A 17791-nucleotide genomic window follows, 5' to 3' on the forward strand; every position below is an offset into this window, starting at 1 on the left:
CGTTACACCTTAGGTAATGTGATGGCGATTTGTGTGCCATCCACATGATCGTTCAAAGAGTAGATATACATTTTGCCGCCAAGCGCTTGTACACGTTCTTGCATGCCGCGAACGCCCATGCCTTTCATGCAGTCTTCGGTTTTGAAACCAATGCCGTTGTCAGCGATGTTCAACGAAATGTTCTCCTTAATAGAGAGCTCGATAACGATAGACGTCGCATTCGCGTATTTAGCTGCGTTGTTTAACGCTTCTTGGCATAAACGGAATAGGGTGACTTTTAGCGTGTCGCCTAAAGACTCATAGTCACCTTGCCAATCAAGCACAACGCGAGTGCCATGATTGTCGAACTCCATTTCACGGGTTAACTGGTGAACGGAGTCTTTTAAGTCCAAATCATCGAGCATCTTCGGGCGAAGTTTGCTCAGCAGATGTTTGGTCGTGTCATAAACATTGAGTGATAGGTTTTCGATCATATCGGCACAGCGTGTGTTCATTTCAGCGTTATCGACCCGCTTAATGATGCTCGCTTGGGTACGGATCGCTGTGATGTTCTGACCAATTTCATCGTGCAGTTCTCTTGCCACGTCACGACGCACCGACTCTTCCGCTTGGATGAGCTGTCGAGACAAGGTTTGGTTTCTCGATAATTCACCACGAAGCTTTTGGTTAAGATCTTTTTGTTTCTGCACCGCTAAACCGAGCATGATGCCAGTTAGGGTTTGTGCCGAAAGGGATAACAGAAGGTCAGTGATTTCCAGATTCGAAACACCGCTTCGCGCAGCAATCAGCGCGATACTATTTAACATGGTCGCAAGCAGGGCACCTTGCCAGCCGTAGCGTAGCGCAAGCACAATGATTGGGATTGCCATGCAGAAAGGTGCGAAGCGTTTTAACTCATCCGGCAGGCTGGTTTGAACCAAAATGCTGGCAATCAACAACACACTGTATAGCAGAATATGACGAACTTTGAACTGAACTTCGTTGGCTAACAAATTCGAGGTCAGCGGTGACCAAGGGCTTTGGAAGAGATAGTTCCAAAGCAAATAGCACATTGGCAGAACTAACAAACCGCCAGCAATGCTAGCTAACCATGCCATGTAGACAGATTGAACATGATAACCAACCGCTAGTACGTTAATACAAGACGTCACGAGCAACACGACCGCCATAACCGCTAAATGCTGGTTCTGATCGCCTTTGTAATAACGCTTAGCAAGGTAAACAACCGGCATACTCAGGAAGCTGGCAACCAACACCATTAGCCATTGCGGCTGTTCAAGAAGTAGAGCAAGAGCAACGGTCAATCCCCATTCGGCGAGATAAATCGTTGCCCAATACTTTGTACGCGTATGCAGTGTTAGTCCCAAACGCAACGCAAAAGGGAACAACAAGATCGCGAGCTCCGCATCGTTCACAAAGTAATAAGCGATCACCCACAGACAGAACCACGAGCATCCTGTCATGAATAAACCGCAAATGGAGGTGATGGTGTAGCTACGCATTAAAACGACTCTTGCGAGAACAGTTTGGCGAGCTCAACGTTGTTCTTCACGCCAAGCTTATCCATGGCGTTTGCACGGTGAACGTGAACGGTTTTATGGCTTAAACCAAGCTCAGTGGCGATTGATTTCACATCTAAACCACGAGCCAATAATTGGCACACTTCGTTTTCTCTGCGAGTCAGTTGAGTCAGCGTTGCCGCTTTGTCACTTGGTGTCGCGAGCTTCAACGCAATATCAGGCGTTAAATAACAACCGCCCAAAGCACTGGTTCGTACGGCTTGAATCAACTCGTCAGGACTACAACGTTTACTTAGGTAACCTTTTGCGCCGAGTTTAAGTGACTTTTCAACCATTGCGGGAGAGTCGTGCACGCTAAGCATGACACAAGCAATGCCTGAAGGGATTTCGGAGAGTAGGGTAAGCCCACTTTCGTCTGCCATCGAGATATCTAGGATAACTACACTTGGCTTGCACGCAGGTAATCCCACTCGAGCTTCTGCTACCGAGCTAAATTCACCTACAACATTCATGTCTGGCTCAAGGCTCAACAACTGAGCAAATCCTGAACGAACAATGACATGGTCATCAACAAGCGCTACGTTAATCATCTTAAATACCAAACTTCAGCAATACACAAACGAAAATGAGCTCAATACCAATCGGGATAAATAAGTGTTTAGAAAATTGCGCAGAAAAAATCGCTTAGAGCGAGGCGGAGATTGCCGTTAGCTAGTTGCTCTAACTACAAAATTTCCAACAAAGCTATAAGTGATTTTAGCCAGCAAGAATAAACACCTATTTGTTTTGATTGGTATCTAAGCTCAATAAAAACTTACTATGATACTAAATTGACCAAGTTTATTTAATGATCTAGCGCGCTTTGACTAACAAAGCGCGCTGTTTGATTAAGCTTGGTTTTCTGCGAGTTCAAGCTTCTTCTTGTTTTGACGAATCTTTTTCTCTTCTGCGATAGCAACGAAAGCAAGCAAAACAATACAAATCATTGCCGAGGTATCTAGGGCAGCGAACGTGCCTTTCCAACCCGTTAGACCAAAGATTGGTGTACCGTCTGCAATCATACCTAGACCCAACTTCGCGAAGCTGTCACCAATTAGGTAAGCGAATGTGCCTTTTACGCCGTCTGCCACACTAATTGCTTTCTTAGGAACAAAGCCAACCGCAGCAACACCGATAAGCAGTTGAGGACCAAATACTAGGAAGCCAAGAACAAATAGTGACGCTAGGTACATGAACTCACTGGTTGCGTGTTGGTAGAACTCAAGTGATACGATGATCAAACCCAAAGAAACACAAGCCACTAGCGCACGGCGACCATTTGCAAGGTCAGACAGGTAACCCCACATCAAAGTACCCACAAGCGCACCCACTTCGAATAGGGTGAAGCCAGAGATTGCTGCTTCTTTTGATAGACCAAGTTCTTGGTATGCGTAAACCGTTGACCATTGGTCGATACCGATACGCACGATGTAAAGGAAGATGTTTGCGAAGCAAAGTAGCCAGATCACTTTGTTTTTCAGAACGTACTCAACAAAGATCTCTTTCTTAGTCATTTGATTGCCTTCAGCCGCTTCGTCTTCTTCGCTGACTGCTTCATCAAATAGCTCTTCTACTTTACCTAGACCGTAGGCTTCAGGAGAGTCGTTACCATAGCGCATACCGATGAAACCAACGATGATCGCAATGATAGAAGGGAACACGAACATGCCGATTACGTGACCGTCGAACAAGTAGTTTGCACCAAACAGAGCTACACCTGCAGCACCCGCACCACCTACGTTGTGAGACATGTTCCAAAGACCTAGGTAAGAACCACGCTTGTTACGCGGTGTCCACTTAGTAATGGTCGAGTAACTAGAAGGACCACCAGTACTTTGGAAGAAACCACTTAGTGCGTAGAACGCCACCATCAAGAACAAGCTTGCGCTGCCACCGCCCATGCTGAAACTGAAACCAAGCATTGCCAGACCAGAAAGGATAAGCATGAAAGGAAGGAACTGCTTGGTGTTTTTACCATCGGCATAGTAGGAAACCACGGTCTTACCGATACCATAAGTAATCGAGAAACCGAGACCAATCAAACCTAGATCTGTCATCGACAAACCGTAAGTAGAAATCATGTCGTTTTGTGCGACGTTGAAGTTTTTACGGATCAGGTACATCGTCAAATAGCCAATAAATACCACTAGGTAAGATTGGATAAATGGTTTGAACCACATTTTTCTACGCGCTTCGACTGGAAGGTCTAGGGTAGGCTTCCGGACTTGTTCAAGGAATTTTAACATCGTGAACTCTCTTGTATTAGTGTGATGCACTTGCGTGCTCGCTTTCTTTTAACTGCTGGCGATTGTAGAGAGTCCTCTTTTTAACTACATGAGAGGAGGGCTTAGATCGACTAGGAAAAATTCCTAGAAAACGATTGCTGATTAAGAAAGCGTGAAAATCATCACATTCATAGAAGTATAAATAGCGCTTTAAATAGTGCTTTAAAAGTGAATAGAACGTATCTGTGGCGTGAATTGGCAAGTTCTTGAACAGGCAATGGTCTATGTTGAATGCCAATGTGCGTTGGCTCTTCTGTTCAGAGTGAGTCGTCTCTCATTATCAAATTGCACTTGGATTGTGACTAATGACAGCCCGGAAGTTTGTGCTTAAACTAAAATAATCCTTGGTATTTTAAGATGATAGCTTGTATGCCCAATACAGATATTCCTTTGGTCCACTCGGAAGAAGTAAAGCTTTTTGCTACGATGCTCAATGAGCTTGATGGTGATATTCATTCATTACTTGAAACCGCACGTATGCCACAGGATATCTTATCCAGCCAATCCTCTAATGCATTTGTGCCAGAAAGTGCATTAAAGTCGGTATTCCAAACCTTAGGTGAACGAGCATCACCAGAGAAGTTTGCCTTGCTTACTTGGACGCTTTGTCACGATATCTACGTTCCTAGGTTTGCCAATCAAATTACCCAAACGCACTCACTTAAAGCAGCGTTAGAAGAAGTCTCCCAACTGCTAAAACAGATCTCAGATAATGTCAGTCTTTCGGTCGTATCGCGTGGCGGTAAATGGTGGCTCGTCAGAGAAAAACAAGACGCAAAGAGAGAATGGTTTCGTTACGCGGAAATGTTCTCCGCCATGTTTATGAATGAACTACTCAAAAAGCTTGTGGGTTCACAGTGGCGATTGGCGGAGGTCGGGATTCAAGACATAGAAGCCGAGCCATTCAATCTATTACCTGGGATGAAAAGTGCCCAGTTCTTTACTAGAAGACCGGTTACTGCTATCTCGATTCCGAACGAATGGATTAACCAGCCGATTGCTTTCACGCCATCTCAAACGGCGCCAAACACGAGTTTTCGTGGTGAGAATGATAAGTTTAGTGATGCATTAGCAAGGGCGCTGACGCCTTATCTCTCGATGGGAAAGATCTCTATCCAGTTTGCTGGCGAGTTGATTGACATGAACGCTCGCACCATACAAAGGCGGTTGGCGAGCGAGAACACAACTTATCGAGAAGTGATCGAAGGGTTAGTACTTAAACAAACGTTGGAACTGTTAGCGGACCGAGACCTCAGTATTACGCACATTGCACTCAAAACAGGCTATTCAGATTCTGCTCACTTCACCCGCGCGTTTAAGCGAATGATGAATCTCACGCCTAAAGCGTATCGTCAGTCTTTGTTGTGCCCCTCCGTCAAATGAAACGTAACACATAAAGCCTCTGAATAATCGGAGGTTTTTGTCTCAACTCGCATTTCTTTCACAATATCCGCATGTTGTCGTGTAAAGGCAATTAAACCGCCTTGAAAGTCGTCATGATGACTTCTATGTTTTTAACGTAAGCCGTCTGTTTCATATGTTTTTTGCCTGATCAGTCGTTTTTGGTGATCACAGAAATAGATGCCCTCATAACACCGCTGTTCTGACAGGGAAGTTATAGGAAATGGACCCCAACTATCCAAAAAACGTAGGTGTAATAATGACAATTTCTAAGAAGAACCTTTCTTTTGTTGCGCTATCTTGTGCATTTGCCTTAAACGCGAATGCAGCATCGACACTGTTTACTAACGTTGATGTTTTCAATGGCACCGATGAAAAGCTACTTCAAAACCAAAATGTCTTAGTCGTGGATAACATGATTAAGGAAATCTCACCGAAACCAATTAAAGCTGATAAGCAAACGACAACAATTAATGGCGAAGGCTTAACCATGATCCCTGGCTTAATCGACATGCATTCCCACATGTGTATTCAAGAAGGCATGTTGGTTGGTAGAGATGGTTATGATCAAATGGCGATGGGGGCTCGTGCTCATGTTTCCATGATGCAGTATCTCGACCAAGGCTTTACGACGGCTCGTGATGCAGGCTGTAATATTCTTGGTATCGCAAAAGCCATCAACAATGGTTTGCTTGAGGGACCGCGATTGTTCCCAGCGGGGGGCTTCTTGAGCCAAACTGGTGGTCACGCGGATACCGGTAGCTTTAACGATGTTCCAGGACGCGTTGACGATCTTGAACGCCACGGCTTTGGCTATATCGTCGATGGCGAAACAGAAGCTCGTCGTGCTGCACGTCAGAACTTACGTTCGGGCGCGACGCAGATTAAAATAATGGCCGGCGGTGGTGTTGCGAGTGAGTTCGATCCAATTCACATGACGCAATTCTCTAAACAAGAGATGGAAGCGATTGTTGGCGTAGCAGAAGATTACGGTACCTACGTTATGGCGCATGCTTATCATGATCGTTCGGTTAACCGTGCCATTGATGCTGGCGTAAAAGTGATTGAGCATAACTTCTTAATTTCCGAAGAAACCATTAAGCGAATGAAAGAAAAGGGTGTGGCACTTTCTGCACAAGCGGTGATGTCTCTTGAAGCCTTTGCTGAACCTGAAAAGATCACCTTCTTCAGCCCGGATCAAAAAGCCAAAGCGACCAAAGTAAACGAAGGCGCGAAGCAAATGTTTGAATGGGCGCGTAAATATGACCTGTTGATTGTTACTGGTGGCGATATGTTTGGCCCTGCATACAATACGCGCCAAGCAGACAACATGGTTTGGATGGAGAAAGTCGGTTTTACACCATATGAGATCATGAAGATGGGCACATCGAATGCCGCAGAAGTGCTAAGCTGGTCGGGTGGCATGAATCCATATAAATACGGAAAACTCGGCGTTGTAGAGCCGGGCGCTTACGCTGATGTAGTGCTGGTGGATGGGAATCCTCTGCAAGACATCACAATTCTTAACGATTACCAAGATAAATTCAAAGTAATTATGAAAGACGGCAAGATCCACAAGAATACCTTGTAGTAAACTCTTTCGACTATTTGGGGGCGCTATTGTCCCCAAATTTTTCTCTAAAAGACAAAGAACTATTCAAGGGAACGTATGAAGAAGTACCTATTGGCTGGCTTAGTTTTGCTGGCTTCATCAAATGTATCCGCCGATCAATTAAGCTGGGAGCAATTGTTGCCAGTGGATGTCCCTCAGATTGAAGACCCATTTGTAAAACTCACAGACCAACAACTTTTTGAACTTGGTTCTCTTGCAAGATACCGTGATGCTCAAAATCTTAATGAGCAACAGAAACAAACCATGAAGGAATTAGAAGACAGCTTAAAAGCTGACGACTTAGACATTGAATGGTTGTTCAAAAAGCGCGAAGAGATTACTCAGCATCGTCGTATGTTGGCATCAATGCCAAACACAACACTTACTGAAGATACTTATGAAATTCCTGGCTTTGTAACGCCAGTAGAATTTAACAATGACGTTGTCACAAAATTTTTCCTTGTTCCAACTATGGGCGCTTGCATCCATACGCCACCGCCACCTGCAAACCAGATTGTTTTGGTCGATTATCCGAAAGGTTTGAAACTGACTTCTCTTTACGAGCCAATTTGGGTGAAAGGGGATCTGCATGTGAAAAAGACTAAGGCGGATGTTTCATACTCCGACGGAGCTTCGAACGTAGAAACCATCTACCAGATGGACGAGGTTTCAATTCGACCTTATCGATAAGAGTACACCACCGAAAATACAAAAAGCAGTGAGCTGTCGCTTAATGGCAATTTTCAAAACGCTGAATCATTAAACTCTTTTTCTAGAAATCAATTTAATGAGAAACCAGACATGAAAGTAACTGTTCCAAAGCTTAGTTTTTTCGCTCTTTCACTTGTAATGGCGTCATCGATTAACGCGGCGAACTTTGGTAGCCCTGATACGGTTGATAATACCATTGCTGAAAATGCTCGTGAAAAACGCACTTGGCGAGAGTCACTAGCGGAAGATCATAACTTAACGTTTGGTTTGGATTACCAAGCGCTTGGCTTAACGGCGTCTGACCCGCAAAGTGGCGGTGAAGATACCGCAAGTGCTGGTGTAGCTCGTTTTTATGGTAGCTGGAATCTGGTTGGTCTTGAGTCTGGAAATACGGGCGGATTGGTTTGGAAAGTCGAACACCGCCATGCTTATAGTGATTTGTCACCAAAAGAGTTTAGCTTCATCGGCAATGGGTTAGGTTATGCAGGTATGATTGGTCCTGCGTACAGTGATCAAGGTGCTCGCCTAACTAACCTATATTGGAAACAAAAGCTCAATGGTGGCAAAACCTCGTTCATGGTGGGTTTCTTAGATACCACTGACTATGTTGATACATACGCTTTAGCCAGTCCGTGGACCGGATTCAGTAACCTTGCATTCAGTACTGGTGGTGGTTCCATTGGTCTACCGGATGATGGGATTCTGGGCTTAGCCGTGGGACACATGCTGACTGATAACTTCTATATGGTTGCAGGCGTCGCAGATGGTAAAGGGCGTTCAGATGAACCATTTGATGGCTTCGATACCTTATTCAACGATCATAAATTGTTTACGACGTTCGAGCTGGGTTGGACGGCTTCACAAGACCAAATCTATACCGACAATGTTCACCTAACTGCTTGGCATTTGGATGGCGGCACGCAGCATAACTTAACGAATAAAGACAGCGGGCAGGGTATTAGCTTTTCAGCAAGCTACTTTGCTACAGAGCAATTAATGCCATTTGTTCGTGGTGGCTTCTCGGAAGGCGATGTGGCACTTTATGATCGCTCCCTAACGGTGGGGATTGGTTACTTTGGTTTAGGTAAACCAACCAACAACCTAGGCTTAGCCATCAACTGGAGCCATGTTAACGATAACCTAGAGCACGCTTATGGTGTGGATGACTCTGAACAGTTCACTGCCGAGCTATACTACAACATGCAGTTGAACGACTACATTCAAATCACACCGGATATTCAATACATCAAAGACCCAGCATTTTCGAACAAAAGCAGCACTTGGGTATTAGGTCTTCGTGCGAGAATATTCATCTAGATGATTATGTTTATTTGCCTTACTAAGAATAACTGTATATAAATACAGTTATTCTATTTTTTGGGCTAATTTTGCTGTCGCAAAGAGAAAGGGAAAGGCAATGAACATCGCGTTAAGAGACAAAATCATTCAGGTGTGTAAGAAGAAAATAGAGCAGAAAGGCGACAATGTTGGTGTGTCCTTTTATGCCTTTTTCGCTAATAAGAATGACAACCCTGAGTTACTGATGGAAGCGGCGACTTGGTGGATTCAAATTCATCAACTCGATCACTTCGAAAAAGCGACCAAGATTATTCAATTAGTCGAATCTGAAATGTAGAAAGGGGCACATAATATGCCCCTTTTTTCAGCCCTAAACTTAGATATTTATAATCAGAGATTAAGCTCTTGCGAACTTATAGGTACGGTAACCACCAAGTAGGTTACGTGCTTTAAATCCTGAATTGACCAGTTGACGATAAGCGACGTTACCGCGCAAGCCGACCTGACAATAAATCACGATCTCTTTGTCTTTCGGCAGTTCATTCATGCGTTGACGAAGTTGGTCGACAGGAATATTGATCGCGCCTTCAATGAAACCTACGGATTCCAATTCTCCCGGATTACGAACATCAAGCAGCACTTGATCTTCTGACAGGTTGTCGATTTCATCAAAATGAATCGCTGTTGCGTCACCTTTAATGATGTTATTCGCAACGAACGCCGCTTGGTTAATCACATCTTTCGCTGAACCATACGGTGGCGCGTAAGTTAGCTCAAGGTGTTGTAGTTGTTCTACTGTCATACCAGCACGCTGAGCGACTGCCATTACGTCGATACGTTTATCAACGCCATCTTTACCTACTGCTTGCGCACCTAAAATCTTTCCGGTTGCTGGATCAAACAGCATTTTGAACGACACAGTTTCTGCGCCAGGATAGTAACTCGCGTGGCTGGCTGTGTGGACATACACTTTTTCATAAGTGATGTTGTCACGTTTTAGCTGTTTCTCGTTTTTACCAGTAGAAGCGACGGCTAAATCAAAGATCTTGCAGATCGCCGTGCCTTGCGTACCTTGGTAAGTTTCTTGGCGACCAAGCATGTTGTCTGCTGCCATACGACCTTGACGGTTTGCTGGTCCCGCCAACGGAACAAGTGTTTGTTCGCCAGTGACAAAGTCTTTCTCTTCAACCGCATCACCAACGGCATAGATAGAAGGATCGCTGGTCTGCATGTACTCGTTGGTGTAAATACCGCCTAGTGCACCAATTTGAAGACCGGCTTCTTGCGCGAGTTTTGTTTCAGGGTGTACACCAATAGCCATGATCAGGATATCGGTATCAAGCTGATCACCATTGTTTAGAGACAGCGTCAGTTTTCCTTGAAGGTGTTGGTGTGCGTCATCTTCACCCGCTTCTATGTTCGCAACAGATTGGTTCGCCACATATTCAACAGAAGATAGAGCAACGCCTAAACGCAGGTCGATGCCTTTCTCTCGGATTTCTGCATGAGCAAAGCCAGCCATTTCTCGGTCAACGGGCGTCATCACTTGATCCGCCATTTCAACCAATGTGGTTTTTACGCCAAGCTGGTGGAAGGCTTCCATCATTTCCAAACCGATGAAACCACCACCAACGACCGTAGCGTGTTCCACTTTGTTGGTTTCGATCGTCTTAATGATGCGATCCATATCTGGGATATTACGCAGCGAATGCGTCAATGGGTTATCAATACCCGGAATAGGCGGCACAACTGGACCTGCACCAGGGCTAAGTAGAAGAAAGTCGTAGCTCTCTTGGTATTCAGAGCCATCAAGTAGGTTCTTAACCGTAACCGTTTTATCTTGGCGGTTAATTGAAACCACTTCGTTCATTACACGAACATCAACATTGAAACGCACTAAAAAGCTCTCAGGCGTTTGAAGAAGCAGTTTGCTGCGTTCTTGGATATCGCCACCAATGTGGTACGGCAAGCCACAGTTTGCAAATGACACAAATGGACCGCGTTCAAACATAATGATTTCTGCGTCTTCACTAAGACGACGAGCGCGAGCTGCTGCAGATGCACCGCCAGCAACACCACCAATAATCACGATTTTGCTCATGGATTTCTCCTACTGAATGATCGAAAACGCCTACACCTTACTTAAATAAATTAGCCATGTCTAATGTTAATTTGACTACATTAGCATTGACTTAATAATATTAATTAGTAATATCTAATAAAACTTAACGTATTGATGAAGAGGCATAAGAATGGGCGACAGTATGCTACAAAGTGCGACCGAAGCGAGTGAGCTACTTAAAATAATGGCTCATCCAGAGCGCTTAATCGTGATGTGCAAGCTTATTGAAGGCGAAAAAGGGGTCGGTGAACTGTTTGAAGGCTCAACATTAAGCCAATCAGCCTTTTCACAACACCTCACCGTATTGAGAAAACACGACATCATCAAAGCTCGAAAGGTTTCTCAGCAGGTGTTCTATTCGATTTCTGATGAAAGAGTTGGTCCGCTGATCGAGGCGTTTAACCAAGTTTTCTGTAAGCAGTAATTCAAAACTTTATACGGGTGGTTGTTATGTTTGAAGTTCCTTGGATGTCGCTTTTGGGCGGCGTCATGGTTGGCGCATCAGCGGTAGTATTGATGCTTTTCAATGGCAAGACCGCTGGAATCAGCGGGATCTTAAATGGTGCCGTTGAGAATGCGGACCGAGTTTGGCGAATTGTCTTCTTAATTGCGATGGCATTGGGCGGTGTGTTTGCTGTTTATGCTCTTGGCGGGTATGTACCAACTGAGTACAGCGGCTCTCTTGGTTTGGTTGTCGTTGCTGGTTTACTGGTTGGGGTCGGTACACGTATCGGTAATGGTTGCACAAGTGGTCATGGCATTTGTGGGATGGGGCGTTTCTCTATCCGTTCTGTAGTCGCAACGTGTACTTTTATGGCAACCGCCATGTTAACCGTCTTACTAGTCTCGTAAGGAATAGTGTCGTTATGAAAACTCAGGTAATGAAAAGTATTAAGCAAATTTCTATCGTTGCATTTTCTGGTGCGCTCTTCGGTATTGGTATGGTGATTTCCGGTATGGCTGATCCGGCAAAAGTGATCGGCTTCCTCGATATTACCGGCGCGTGGGACCCAAGCTTAGCCTTCGTTATGGGCGGAGCACTTGCGGTGTTCGTTCCTGCTTATCTTTTATTAATAAAGCCAAGAAGCGAATCTGTGTTTGGTGATGAGATTGTCTGTCCAACTTCTAAAGCGATAGACAAAAAGTTAGTTGGCGGTGCAGCACTGTTTGGTATTGGGTGGGGCTTACTCGGTGTGTGTCCTGGACCTGCGGTTGCCAGCCTTTTTACTGGCAACACACAAGTTCTGCTATTTATTGCGGCAATGTTGGTTGGGTCATTCACCGCTAAAACAATGGTTAGTCGATAAAGAGCGAATTTCAATGCTAAAAAGAGTTTTTCAACGTTAAAATGAGAGCGTAGTAGAAACTGGGCAATGGTCACTCAGCTTATAGTCGAGCACATCTTGTGTTTTAAAAACGGTTTGAACACCTGACGACGCCTTTAAATCACCACTCACTATGATGTGATCGATCACAGAGCGGAATTGATGGGTTTTATTCGGATTACGATTAGAACGTACTTTACATTCCGCTTTGGTATTTTTGGTCACTAGCTTTGCATTGGTACTGTCCGATAGCACGTCCCATAACCAATCTCCTCGATAACCCAAATTGTGGTTAAAGTCGCCAAGCACCACATATTGTTGTTTGTTGTCCTCGCGCGCTTTTATCCATTTGGCTAGTGCCTGTCCTTGTTGTTTCACGATCTTACAATCGCGATTATTGCGATACGCACCACTGCATCCCGCTTTTAGATGCACAGAGAGTAGGTGAGTCTCGTTGTCTTGGTTTGGATTCAAGACAAGGTAGCTGGCGAAGCGGAGCTTGCTGTTGCCTCGTGTGATAGAAAAGTCTGGTTTGTCCAACACGCTCATACCATTACGTACCGCAAAACCGGTGTATTGATTGGTGTCATTGAACTGAAGGTGTCGGTTGGAGGCGTTTGAACGATCGGACAGATAAATAGTGAAATCATTGCCAACGGCTTTTTGGATTGCGGCGACACTTTCGACTTCTTGAAAAGCAAGAATATCGACTTGTGTCTTATCCACATAGTGGGTCAGTTTTTCAAAATCTTGTGGTGTTCTAGACACTTTTCCACCATCTATAGATAGCCATTCAATATTCCAGCTGGTTAATTTGACGGAATTTTGAGCAAATGAAAGAGAACTAAAAAGTAATATTACCGTAACAAAAAGTGATCGCATTTTGGTCTATCGCACTCCTATAATTTAGCGCATTCCTTTCCATCCTTTATCCTATAAGACCTCGAAAAAAAGCAAGTGGATTTCGCTCCAATTTTGCAATTTTCACAGTTTTCTTCGCAAGTGAGATCAACGCCAATAAGATCGATTTGTTCTTGTTCGCTACCCATTTTTTATTGATCAAAATCAATGTTTTCAATTGGTGCTTCTCGTTAAATACGCCACAATATATTGTGTCAGCAGAATAAAAAATAACCCCATATAGTGTGTTTGTGGATAACTCTGTGAGTATGCTGGGGTAAGGAGAAAAAGTGAAACCAATCGTAATCAAGCGTGACGGCTCAAGAGCTCCGTTCAACAGGGATCGTATACAAGCAGCAGTAGAAGCTGCAGCGGAAAACAAAGACAAAGATGTCGCCATTTATGCACTAAATGTTGCTCTGGCAGTTGAGTTACAGCTTCAGGATCACGATGAAGTTCACATCCATGAGATTCAAGACTTAGTCGAAAATGAACTCATGCAAGGTCCTTACAAAGCCCTAGCACGTTCTTACATCGAATACCGCCACGATCGCGACATCGCTCGTGAGAAACAAAGCGCACTAACTCGTGAAATCGAAGGTCTGATTGAAGAAAGCAACCTAGACCTAATCAACGAGAACGCGAACAAAGACGGTAAAGTAATCCCGACTCAACGTGACTTGTTGGCAGGTATCGTAGCGAAACATTACGCGAAGACACACATCCTTCCTCGCGATGTGGTTCAAGCGCACGAAGTAGGTGACATTCACTACCACGACTTGGATTACGCACCGTTCTTCCCAATGTTTAACTGTATGCTTATCGATCTTAAAGGCATGCTAACGCACGGCTTTAAAATGGGTAACGCTGAGATTGATACGCCTAAATCAATTTCAACAGCAACAGCAGTAACAGCACAGATCATTGCTCAAGTAGCGAGCCACATTTACGGCGGTACAACCATCAACCGTATTGATGAAGTTCTAGAACCGTACGTAATCACAAGCTACGAGAAACACCTAGAGATCGCAAAAGAGTGGAACATTGCTGAGCCAGAAGAGTTCGCAAAAGCACGTACTGAGAAAGAGTGTTACGACGCATTCCAATCTCTAGAGTACGAAGTAAACACGCTACACACGGCGAACGGTCAAACCCCATTCGTTACGTTTGGTTTTGGTCTTGGTACAAGCTGGGCATCACGCCTTATCCAGAAGTCTATTCTGAAGAACCGTATTGCAGGTCTAGGTAAGAACCGTAAAACAGCGGTATTCCCTAAACTTGTATTCGGCATCAAAGATGGCTTGAACCACAAATCAGAAGATCCAAACTACGACATCAAGCAACTTGCGCTTGAGTGTGCGTCTAAGCGTATGTACCCAGACATTCTTAACTACGACAAAGTAGTAGAAGTAACGGGTTCATTCAAAACACCTATGGGCTGTCGTAGCTTCCTTGGTACTTACGAAGAAAACGGCGAGTTGATTCACGAAGGTCGTAACAACCTTGGCGTAGTGAGCTTGAACCTTCCTCGTATCGCTATCCGTGCAAACGGCAGCGAAGAGAAATTCTACGAGCTTCTAAACGACCGTCTACGTCTTGCTCGTAAAGCGCTAGAAACACGTATCACTCGTCTAGAAAACGTGAAAGCACGTGTTGCACCAATCCTTTACATGGAAGGTGCGTGTGGTGTTCGCCTGAAAGCTGACGACTCAATCGCAGACATCTTCAAAAACGGTCGTGCGTCTATTTCTCTTGGTTACATCGGTGTACACGAGACAATTAACGCGCTATTCGGTACAGAAGCGCACGTTTATGATGACGCTGTTCTACGTGAAAAAGCAGTAGCAATCATCAAGCACCTGAAAGACACAGTAAACGGTTGGGCAGAAGATACTGGTTACGGTTTCAGCCTATACGCAACGCCAAGTGAGAACCTATGTAGCCGTTTCTGCCGCATCGACGCGAAAGAGTTCGGCGTTATTGAAGGCGTAACAGACAAAGGTTACTACACCAACAGCTTCCACCTAGATGTTGAGAAAAAGGTGAACCCATACGACAAGATCGACTTTGAGATGCCTTACCCAGAAATCTCAAGCGGCGGCTTTATCTGTTACGGCGAGTTCCCGAACATGCAACGTAACGTTGAAGCACTAGAAAACGTGTGGGACTACAGTTACACCCGCGTTCCTTACTACGGTACAAACACTCCGATTGATGAGTGTTACGAGTGTGGTTACAACGGTGAGTTTGACTGTACAAGTAAAGGCTTCACTTGCCCAAGCTGTGGCAACCATGATTCAACCAAAGTGTCAGTGACACGTCGTGTTTGTGGCTATCTAGGCAGCCCAGATGCACGTCCGTTTAACTTCGGTAAGCAAGAAGAAGTGAAGCGTCGAGTTAAACACCTGTAAGGTTTACTTAAGCTCAAACCTAATAATGAAAATCAACCTGTCGTAGGTTGATTTTCTTTTCTAGCCAGCAAAACAAGGCACGATTATGAACTACCACCAATACTATCCAATCGACGTTGTTAACGGACCAGGTACACGCTGCACGCTGTTTGTGTCGGGCTGTGTACACCAGTGCCGCGGCTGTTATAACCAGTCGACGCAACGCTTGGATTCTGGTGTGTTTTTCACGCAAGAAGCGGAAGACAAAATCATTGCAGACCTAAACGACACACGCATCAAACGTCGTGGTTTATCTCTGTCTGGTGGTGACCCTTTGCATCCAGCGAATGTGCCTCACATTCTTAAGCTTGTAAAACGCGTAAGAGAAGAGTGCCCAGGCAAAGATATTTGGGTTTGGACAGGTTACACGCTTGAAGAGCTGGACGACGCGCAGCGTGAAGTGACGCAATACATCGACACATTAATCGATGGCAAATACGAGCAAGATAAACGAGACCTCAATCTAGAATGGCGAGGCAGCTCGAATCAAATTATCCATCGATTCACTGAGCTTTAAGCGTTCCAACTCAAGAAAAGCCAATATAAAAAGGGCACATTCGGATATTTCGAATGTGCCCTTTTGGTGTGAGTTATTTTAAAGCTTTGATTGATGAAATCGTTCGGTGTGAGGCTTGACTCAACAACTATAGCACAACGTTATAGTTACGCTGTCACACTAGTATCATCATCAACCATGTTATTAATCCATCGCTTAGACTGAATTCGGTGAGTCGTTAGAATGCCTTTTACTAATTCTTCGACCAGTAGAGACATCAACACCCAATGCAGTGGTAAACCTAACACCATCCCAGTGTAGTAGGTAAGCGGTATACCAATCGCCCATTGACCAAACGTGTCAATGAAGATGCTATAGCGAATATCAGCACCACTTTTCAACACGCCGCCAATACCGACCATGTTGAATACGCGCAGTATCATGCCTAATGCGAGTACCAAACATACATTTAACGCCATTTGCTTGTCAGTAAGCGGACTCATCTCCAGCAAGTTCAAAATCAATGGTGAACATGCCCAAACAACTAAGAATAATATCGTTGCGAGTACTGCACTGGTAAACACATACCACCAAGCGGTTTTCTCTACACGGTCATATTCTTGAGCACCAATGTCATTACCCAGAAGTACAGAGGCTGCGACAGCAAATCCCATAAAGGTTGAAATCAACACCCCTTCAATTGGTGATAGGAACGCGATAATTGCCAGTTCGGTTACGCCCAATTGACCATAAATGATGCTGTAGACAATCAAGCCGCCAGTCCACAACGCATCGTGGATCAGCATTGGCATAGAAACTTTGAAATATTTGTTTCGATACTTCTTTACTGTGCCTTCACGCCAATCTGAGCGAGTAGGGAGCAGATGTGAATACCGACGACAAAAGAAGTAAACCAGCACCCCAGTTTGGAAAAAGCGTGAGATAAAAGTACCGACCGCAGCCCCAAATACACCCCATTGTGGAAATCCTAGCAAGCCAAAGATCAAAACCGCGTTGAGGAAAACGTTCACGATGATAGCGGCAATACTGACGTAAGTTGGCATCTTCGCCTCACCGACGGATCTCAATACCGACTCAATGGGAACGACTACGGCGGTACCTAGGAGACTCAAACCAGTCACTACTAAGTATTCTCTCGCATAACCAACATACTCAGGATCGTCCGCCATAAAAGAGACGATTTCTTTGTCATAAACCACGTACAGCCAAATGAATGGCAAAGTAACTACCAGCGAAATAAACCAGGATTGGGCGAGTGTTCTGCGTATGCCAGAGAGGTTTCCAGAGCCATAATATTGAGAGGCTAAAACCGTTACTGCACCACACAATCCAAACACCACGGCGAGATTAAAGAAAAAGATTCGGTTACCAACGCCAACCGCCGCTGTTGCCGATTCACCTGACTGACTCACCATAAAAATGTCCACTGCGCCGAGCAGTGAAAACAGCATGGATTGCAGCGATACAGGAACGCCGAGCGCAATCAGTTTTTTCCAAAATGCTTTGTCTATGTATTGACGTGTTAAGAGCATCGCATTTCTCCTCTAAGAACAATGCGAGTAGTTTATCCGTATGATTTGGCGGTGTATTTTTCGAAGACATCCAAAAGT

At 44.7% G+C, this 17791-nt stretch carries 16 protein-coding genes; 10 read left to right on the plus strand and 6 right to left on the minus strand.

Annotation, left to right across the window (positions count from 1 at the left end; all coding sequences use genetic code 11):
* Positions 1 to 2 precede the first annotated feature (2 nt).
* The 3 genes from uhpB to uhpT form a co-directional block, all read right to left on the minus strand.
* Positions 3 to 1502 carry a signal transduction histidine-protein kinase/phosphatase UhpB gene (uhpB, locus tag OH459_RS11975; protein ID WP_017189075.1) on the minus strand — a complete coding sequence of 500 codons (1500 nt, stop codon included), beginning with the start codon at positions 1500 to 1502 and terminating at the stop codon, positions 3 to 5.
* On the minus strand, positions 1502 to 2110 hold the full coding sequence (gene uhpA, locus OH459_RS11980; RefSeq protein WP_005446909.1) for a transcriptional regulator UhpA: 609 nt from the start codon (positions 2108 to 2110) through the stop codon (positions 1502 to 1504). Before uhpA ends, uhpB begins: the two co-directional genes overlap by 1 nt.
* Before the next feature lie 297 nt (positions 2111 to 2407).
* Positions 2408 to 3805 carry a hexose-6-phosphate:phosphate antiporter gene (uhpT, locus tag OH459_RS11985; RefSeq protein ID WP_005446907.1) on the minus strand — a complete coding sequence of 466 codons (1398 nt, stop codon included), beginning with the start codon at positions 3803 to 3805 and terminating at the stop codon, positions 2408 to 2410.
* A gap of 408 nt (positions 3806 to 4213) precedes the next feature.
* Between uhpT and OH459_RS11990 the strand changes: the two genes are divergently transcribed.
* The 5 genes from OH459_RS11990 (at position 4214) to OH459_RS12010 (ending at position 9204) form a co-directional block, all read left to right on the plus strand.
* A complete protein-coding gene (locus OH459_RS11990; protein ID WP_029789315.1) occupies positions 4214 to 5227 on the plus strand; it encodes a helix-turn-helix transcriptional regulator in 1014 nt (337 codons plus the stop codon).
* Positions 5228 to 5504: 277 nt separating this feature from the next.
* Complete coding sequence (locus tag OH459_RS11995) at positions 5505 to 6836, plus strand: metal-dependent hydrolase family protein (protein ID WP_005427103.1); 1332 nt, start codon at positions 5505 to 5507, stop codon at positions 6834 to 6836.
* A gap of 78 nt (positions 6837 to 6914) precedes the next feature.
* Entirely contained in the window at positions 6915 to 7547 is a 633-nt protein-coding gene (locus OH459_RS12000; RefSeq protein ID WP_005446901.1) for a DUF3299 domain-containing protein, read from the plus strand.
* Between the two features lie 111 nt (positions 7548 to 7658).
* Positions 7659 to 8885, plus strand: coding sequence for a carbohydrate porin (locus OH459_RS12005; protein ID WP_269986936.1), 1227 nt, complete (start codon positions 7659 to 7661; stop codon positions 8883 to 8885).
* Between the two features lie 100 nt (positions 8886 to 8985).
* Complete coding sequence (locus tag OH459_RS12010; protein ID WP_017189071.1) at positions 8986 to 9204, plus strand: DUF6500 family protein; 219 nt, start codon at positions 8986 to 8988, stop codon at positions 9202 to 9204.
* Between the two features lie 60 nt (positions 9205 to 9264).
* On the opposite strand, the gene OH459_RS12015 is transcribed toward OH459_RS12010, so the two are convergent.
* Positions 9265 to 10968, minus strand: coding sequence for an FAD-dependent oxidoreductase (locus tag OH459_RS12015; protein WP_269986939.1), 1704 nt, complete (start codon positions 10966 to 10968; stop codon positions 9265 to 9267).
* A 151-nt stretch (positions 10969 to 11119) separates the two neighbouring features.
* Here OH459_RS12015 and OH459_RS12020 point away from each other — a divergent pair, with 151 nt between their 5' ends.
* Genes OH459_RS12020 through OH459_RS12030 form a run of 3 tightly spaced genes read left to right on the plus strand, consistent with a single transcriptional unit; the run spans position 11120 to position 12296 of the window.
* Complete coding sequence (locus OH459_RS12020; RefSeq protein ID WP_009700376.1) at positions 11120 to 11413, plus strand: ArsR/SmtB family transcription factor; 294 nt, start codon at positions 11120 to 11122, stop codon at positions 11411 to 11413.
* Positions 11414 to 11439: 26 nt separating this feature from the next.
* Positions 11440 to 11841: a YeeE/YedE family protein gene (locus OH459_RS12025; RefSeq protein ID WP_005446896.1), complete on the plus strand. Its 402-nt coding sequence runs from the start codon at positions 11440 to 11442 to the stop codon at positions 11839 to 11841.
* 14 nt (positions 11842 to 11855) lie between these two features.
* Positions 11856 to 12296 carry a YeeE/YedE family protein gene (locus OH459_RS12030; RefSeq protein ID WP_045487474.1) on the plus strand — a complete coding sequence of 147 codons (441 nt, stop codon included), beginning with the start codon at positions 11856 to 11858 and terminating at the stop codon, positions 12294 to 12296.
* 36 nt (positions 12297 to 12332) lie between these two features.
* On the opposite strand, the gene OH459_RS12035 is transcribed toward OH459_RS12030, so the two are convergent.
* Positions 12333 to 13196 (minus strand): endonuclease/exonuclease/phosphatase family protein, encoded by an 864-nt coding sequence (locus OH459_RS12035; RefSeq protein ID WP_005446894.1) that lies wholly within the window; start codon positions 13194 to 13196, stop codon positions 12333 to 12335.
* A 308-nt stretch (positions 13197 to 13504) separates the two neighbouring features.
* Between OH459_RS12035 and nrdD the strand changes: the two genes are divergently transcribed.
* The gene (gene nrdD, locus OH459_RS12040) at positions 13505 to 15625 is read left to right on the plus strand and encodes an anaerobic ribonucleoside-triphosphate reductase (protein WP_005435223.1); all 2121 of its coding nucleotides are present in this window, start codon (positions 13505 to 13507) and stop codon (positions 15623 to 15625) included.
* Between the two features lie 85 nt (positions 15626 to 15710).
* The gene (gene nrdG, locus OH459_RS12045; protein ID WP_005435220.1) at positions 15711 to 16181 is read left to right on the plus strand and encodes an anaerobic ribonucleoside-triphosphate reductase-activating protein; all 471 of its coding nucleotides are present in this window, start codon (positions 15711 to 15713) and stop codon (positions 16179 to 16181) included.
* 146 nt (positions 16182 to 16327) lie between these two features.
* Here the strand turns inward: nrdG and OH459_RS12050 are convergent, their stop codons facing one another.
* Positions 16328 to 17713, minus strand: a complete 1386-nt coding sequence (locus tag OH459_RS12050) for an MATE family efflux transporter (RefSeq protein ID WP_269986948.1) — start codon at positions 17711 to 17713, stop codon at positions 16328 to 16330.
* Positions 17714 to 17791 lie beyond the last annotated feature (78 nt).

The organism is Vibrio sp. MM46 (genome assembly GCF_027587135.1).
Lineage (GTDB): Bacteria > Pseudomonadota > Gammaproteobacteria > Enterobacterales > Vibrionaceae > Vibrio > Vibrio harveyi.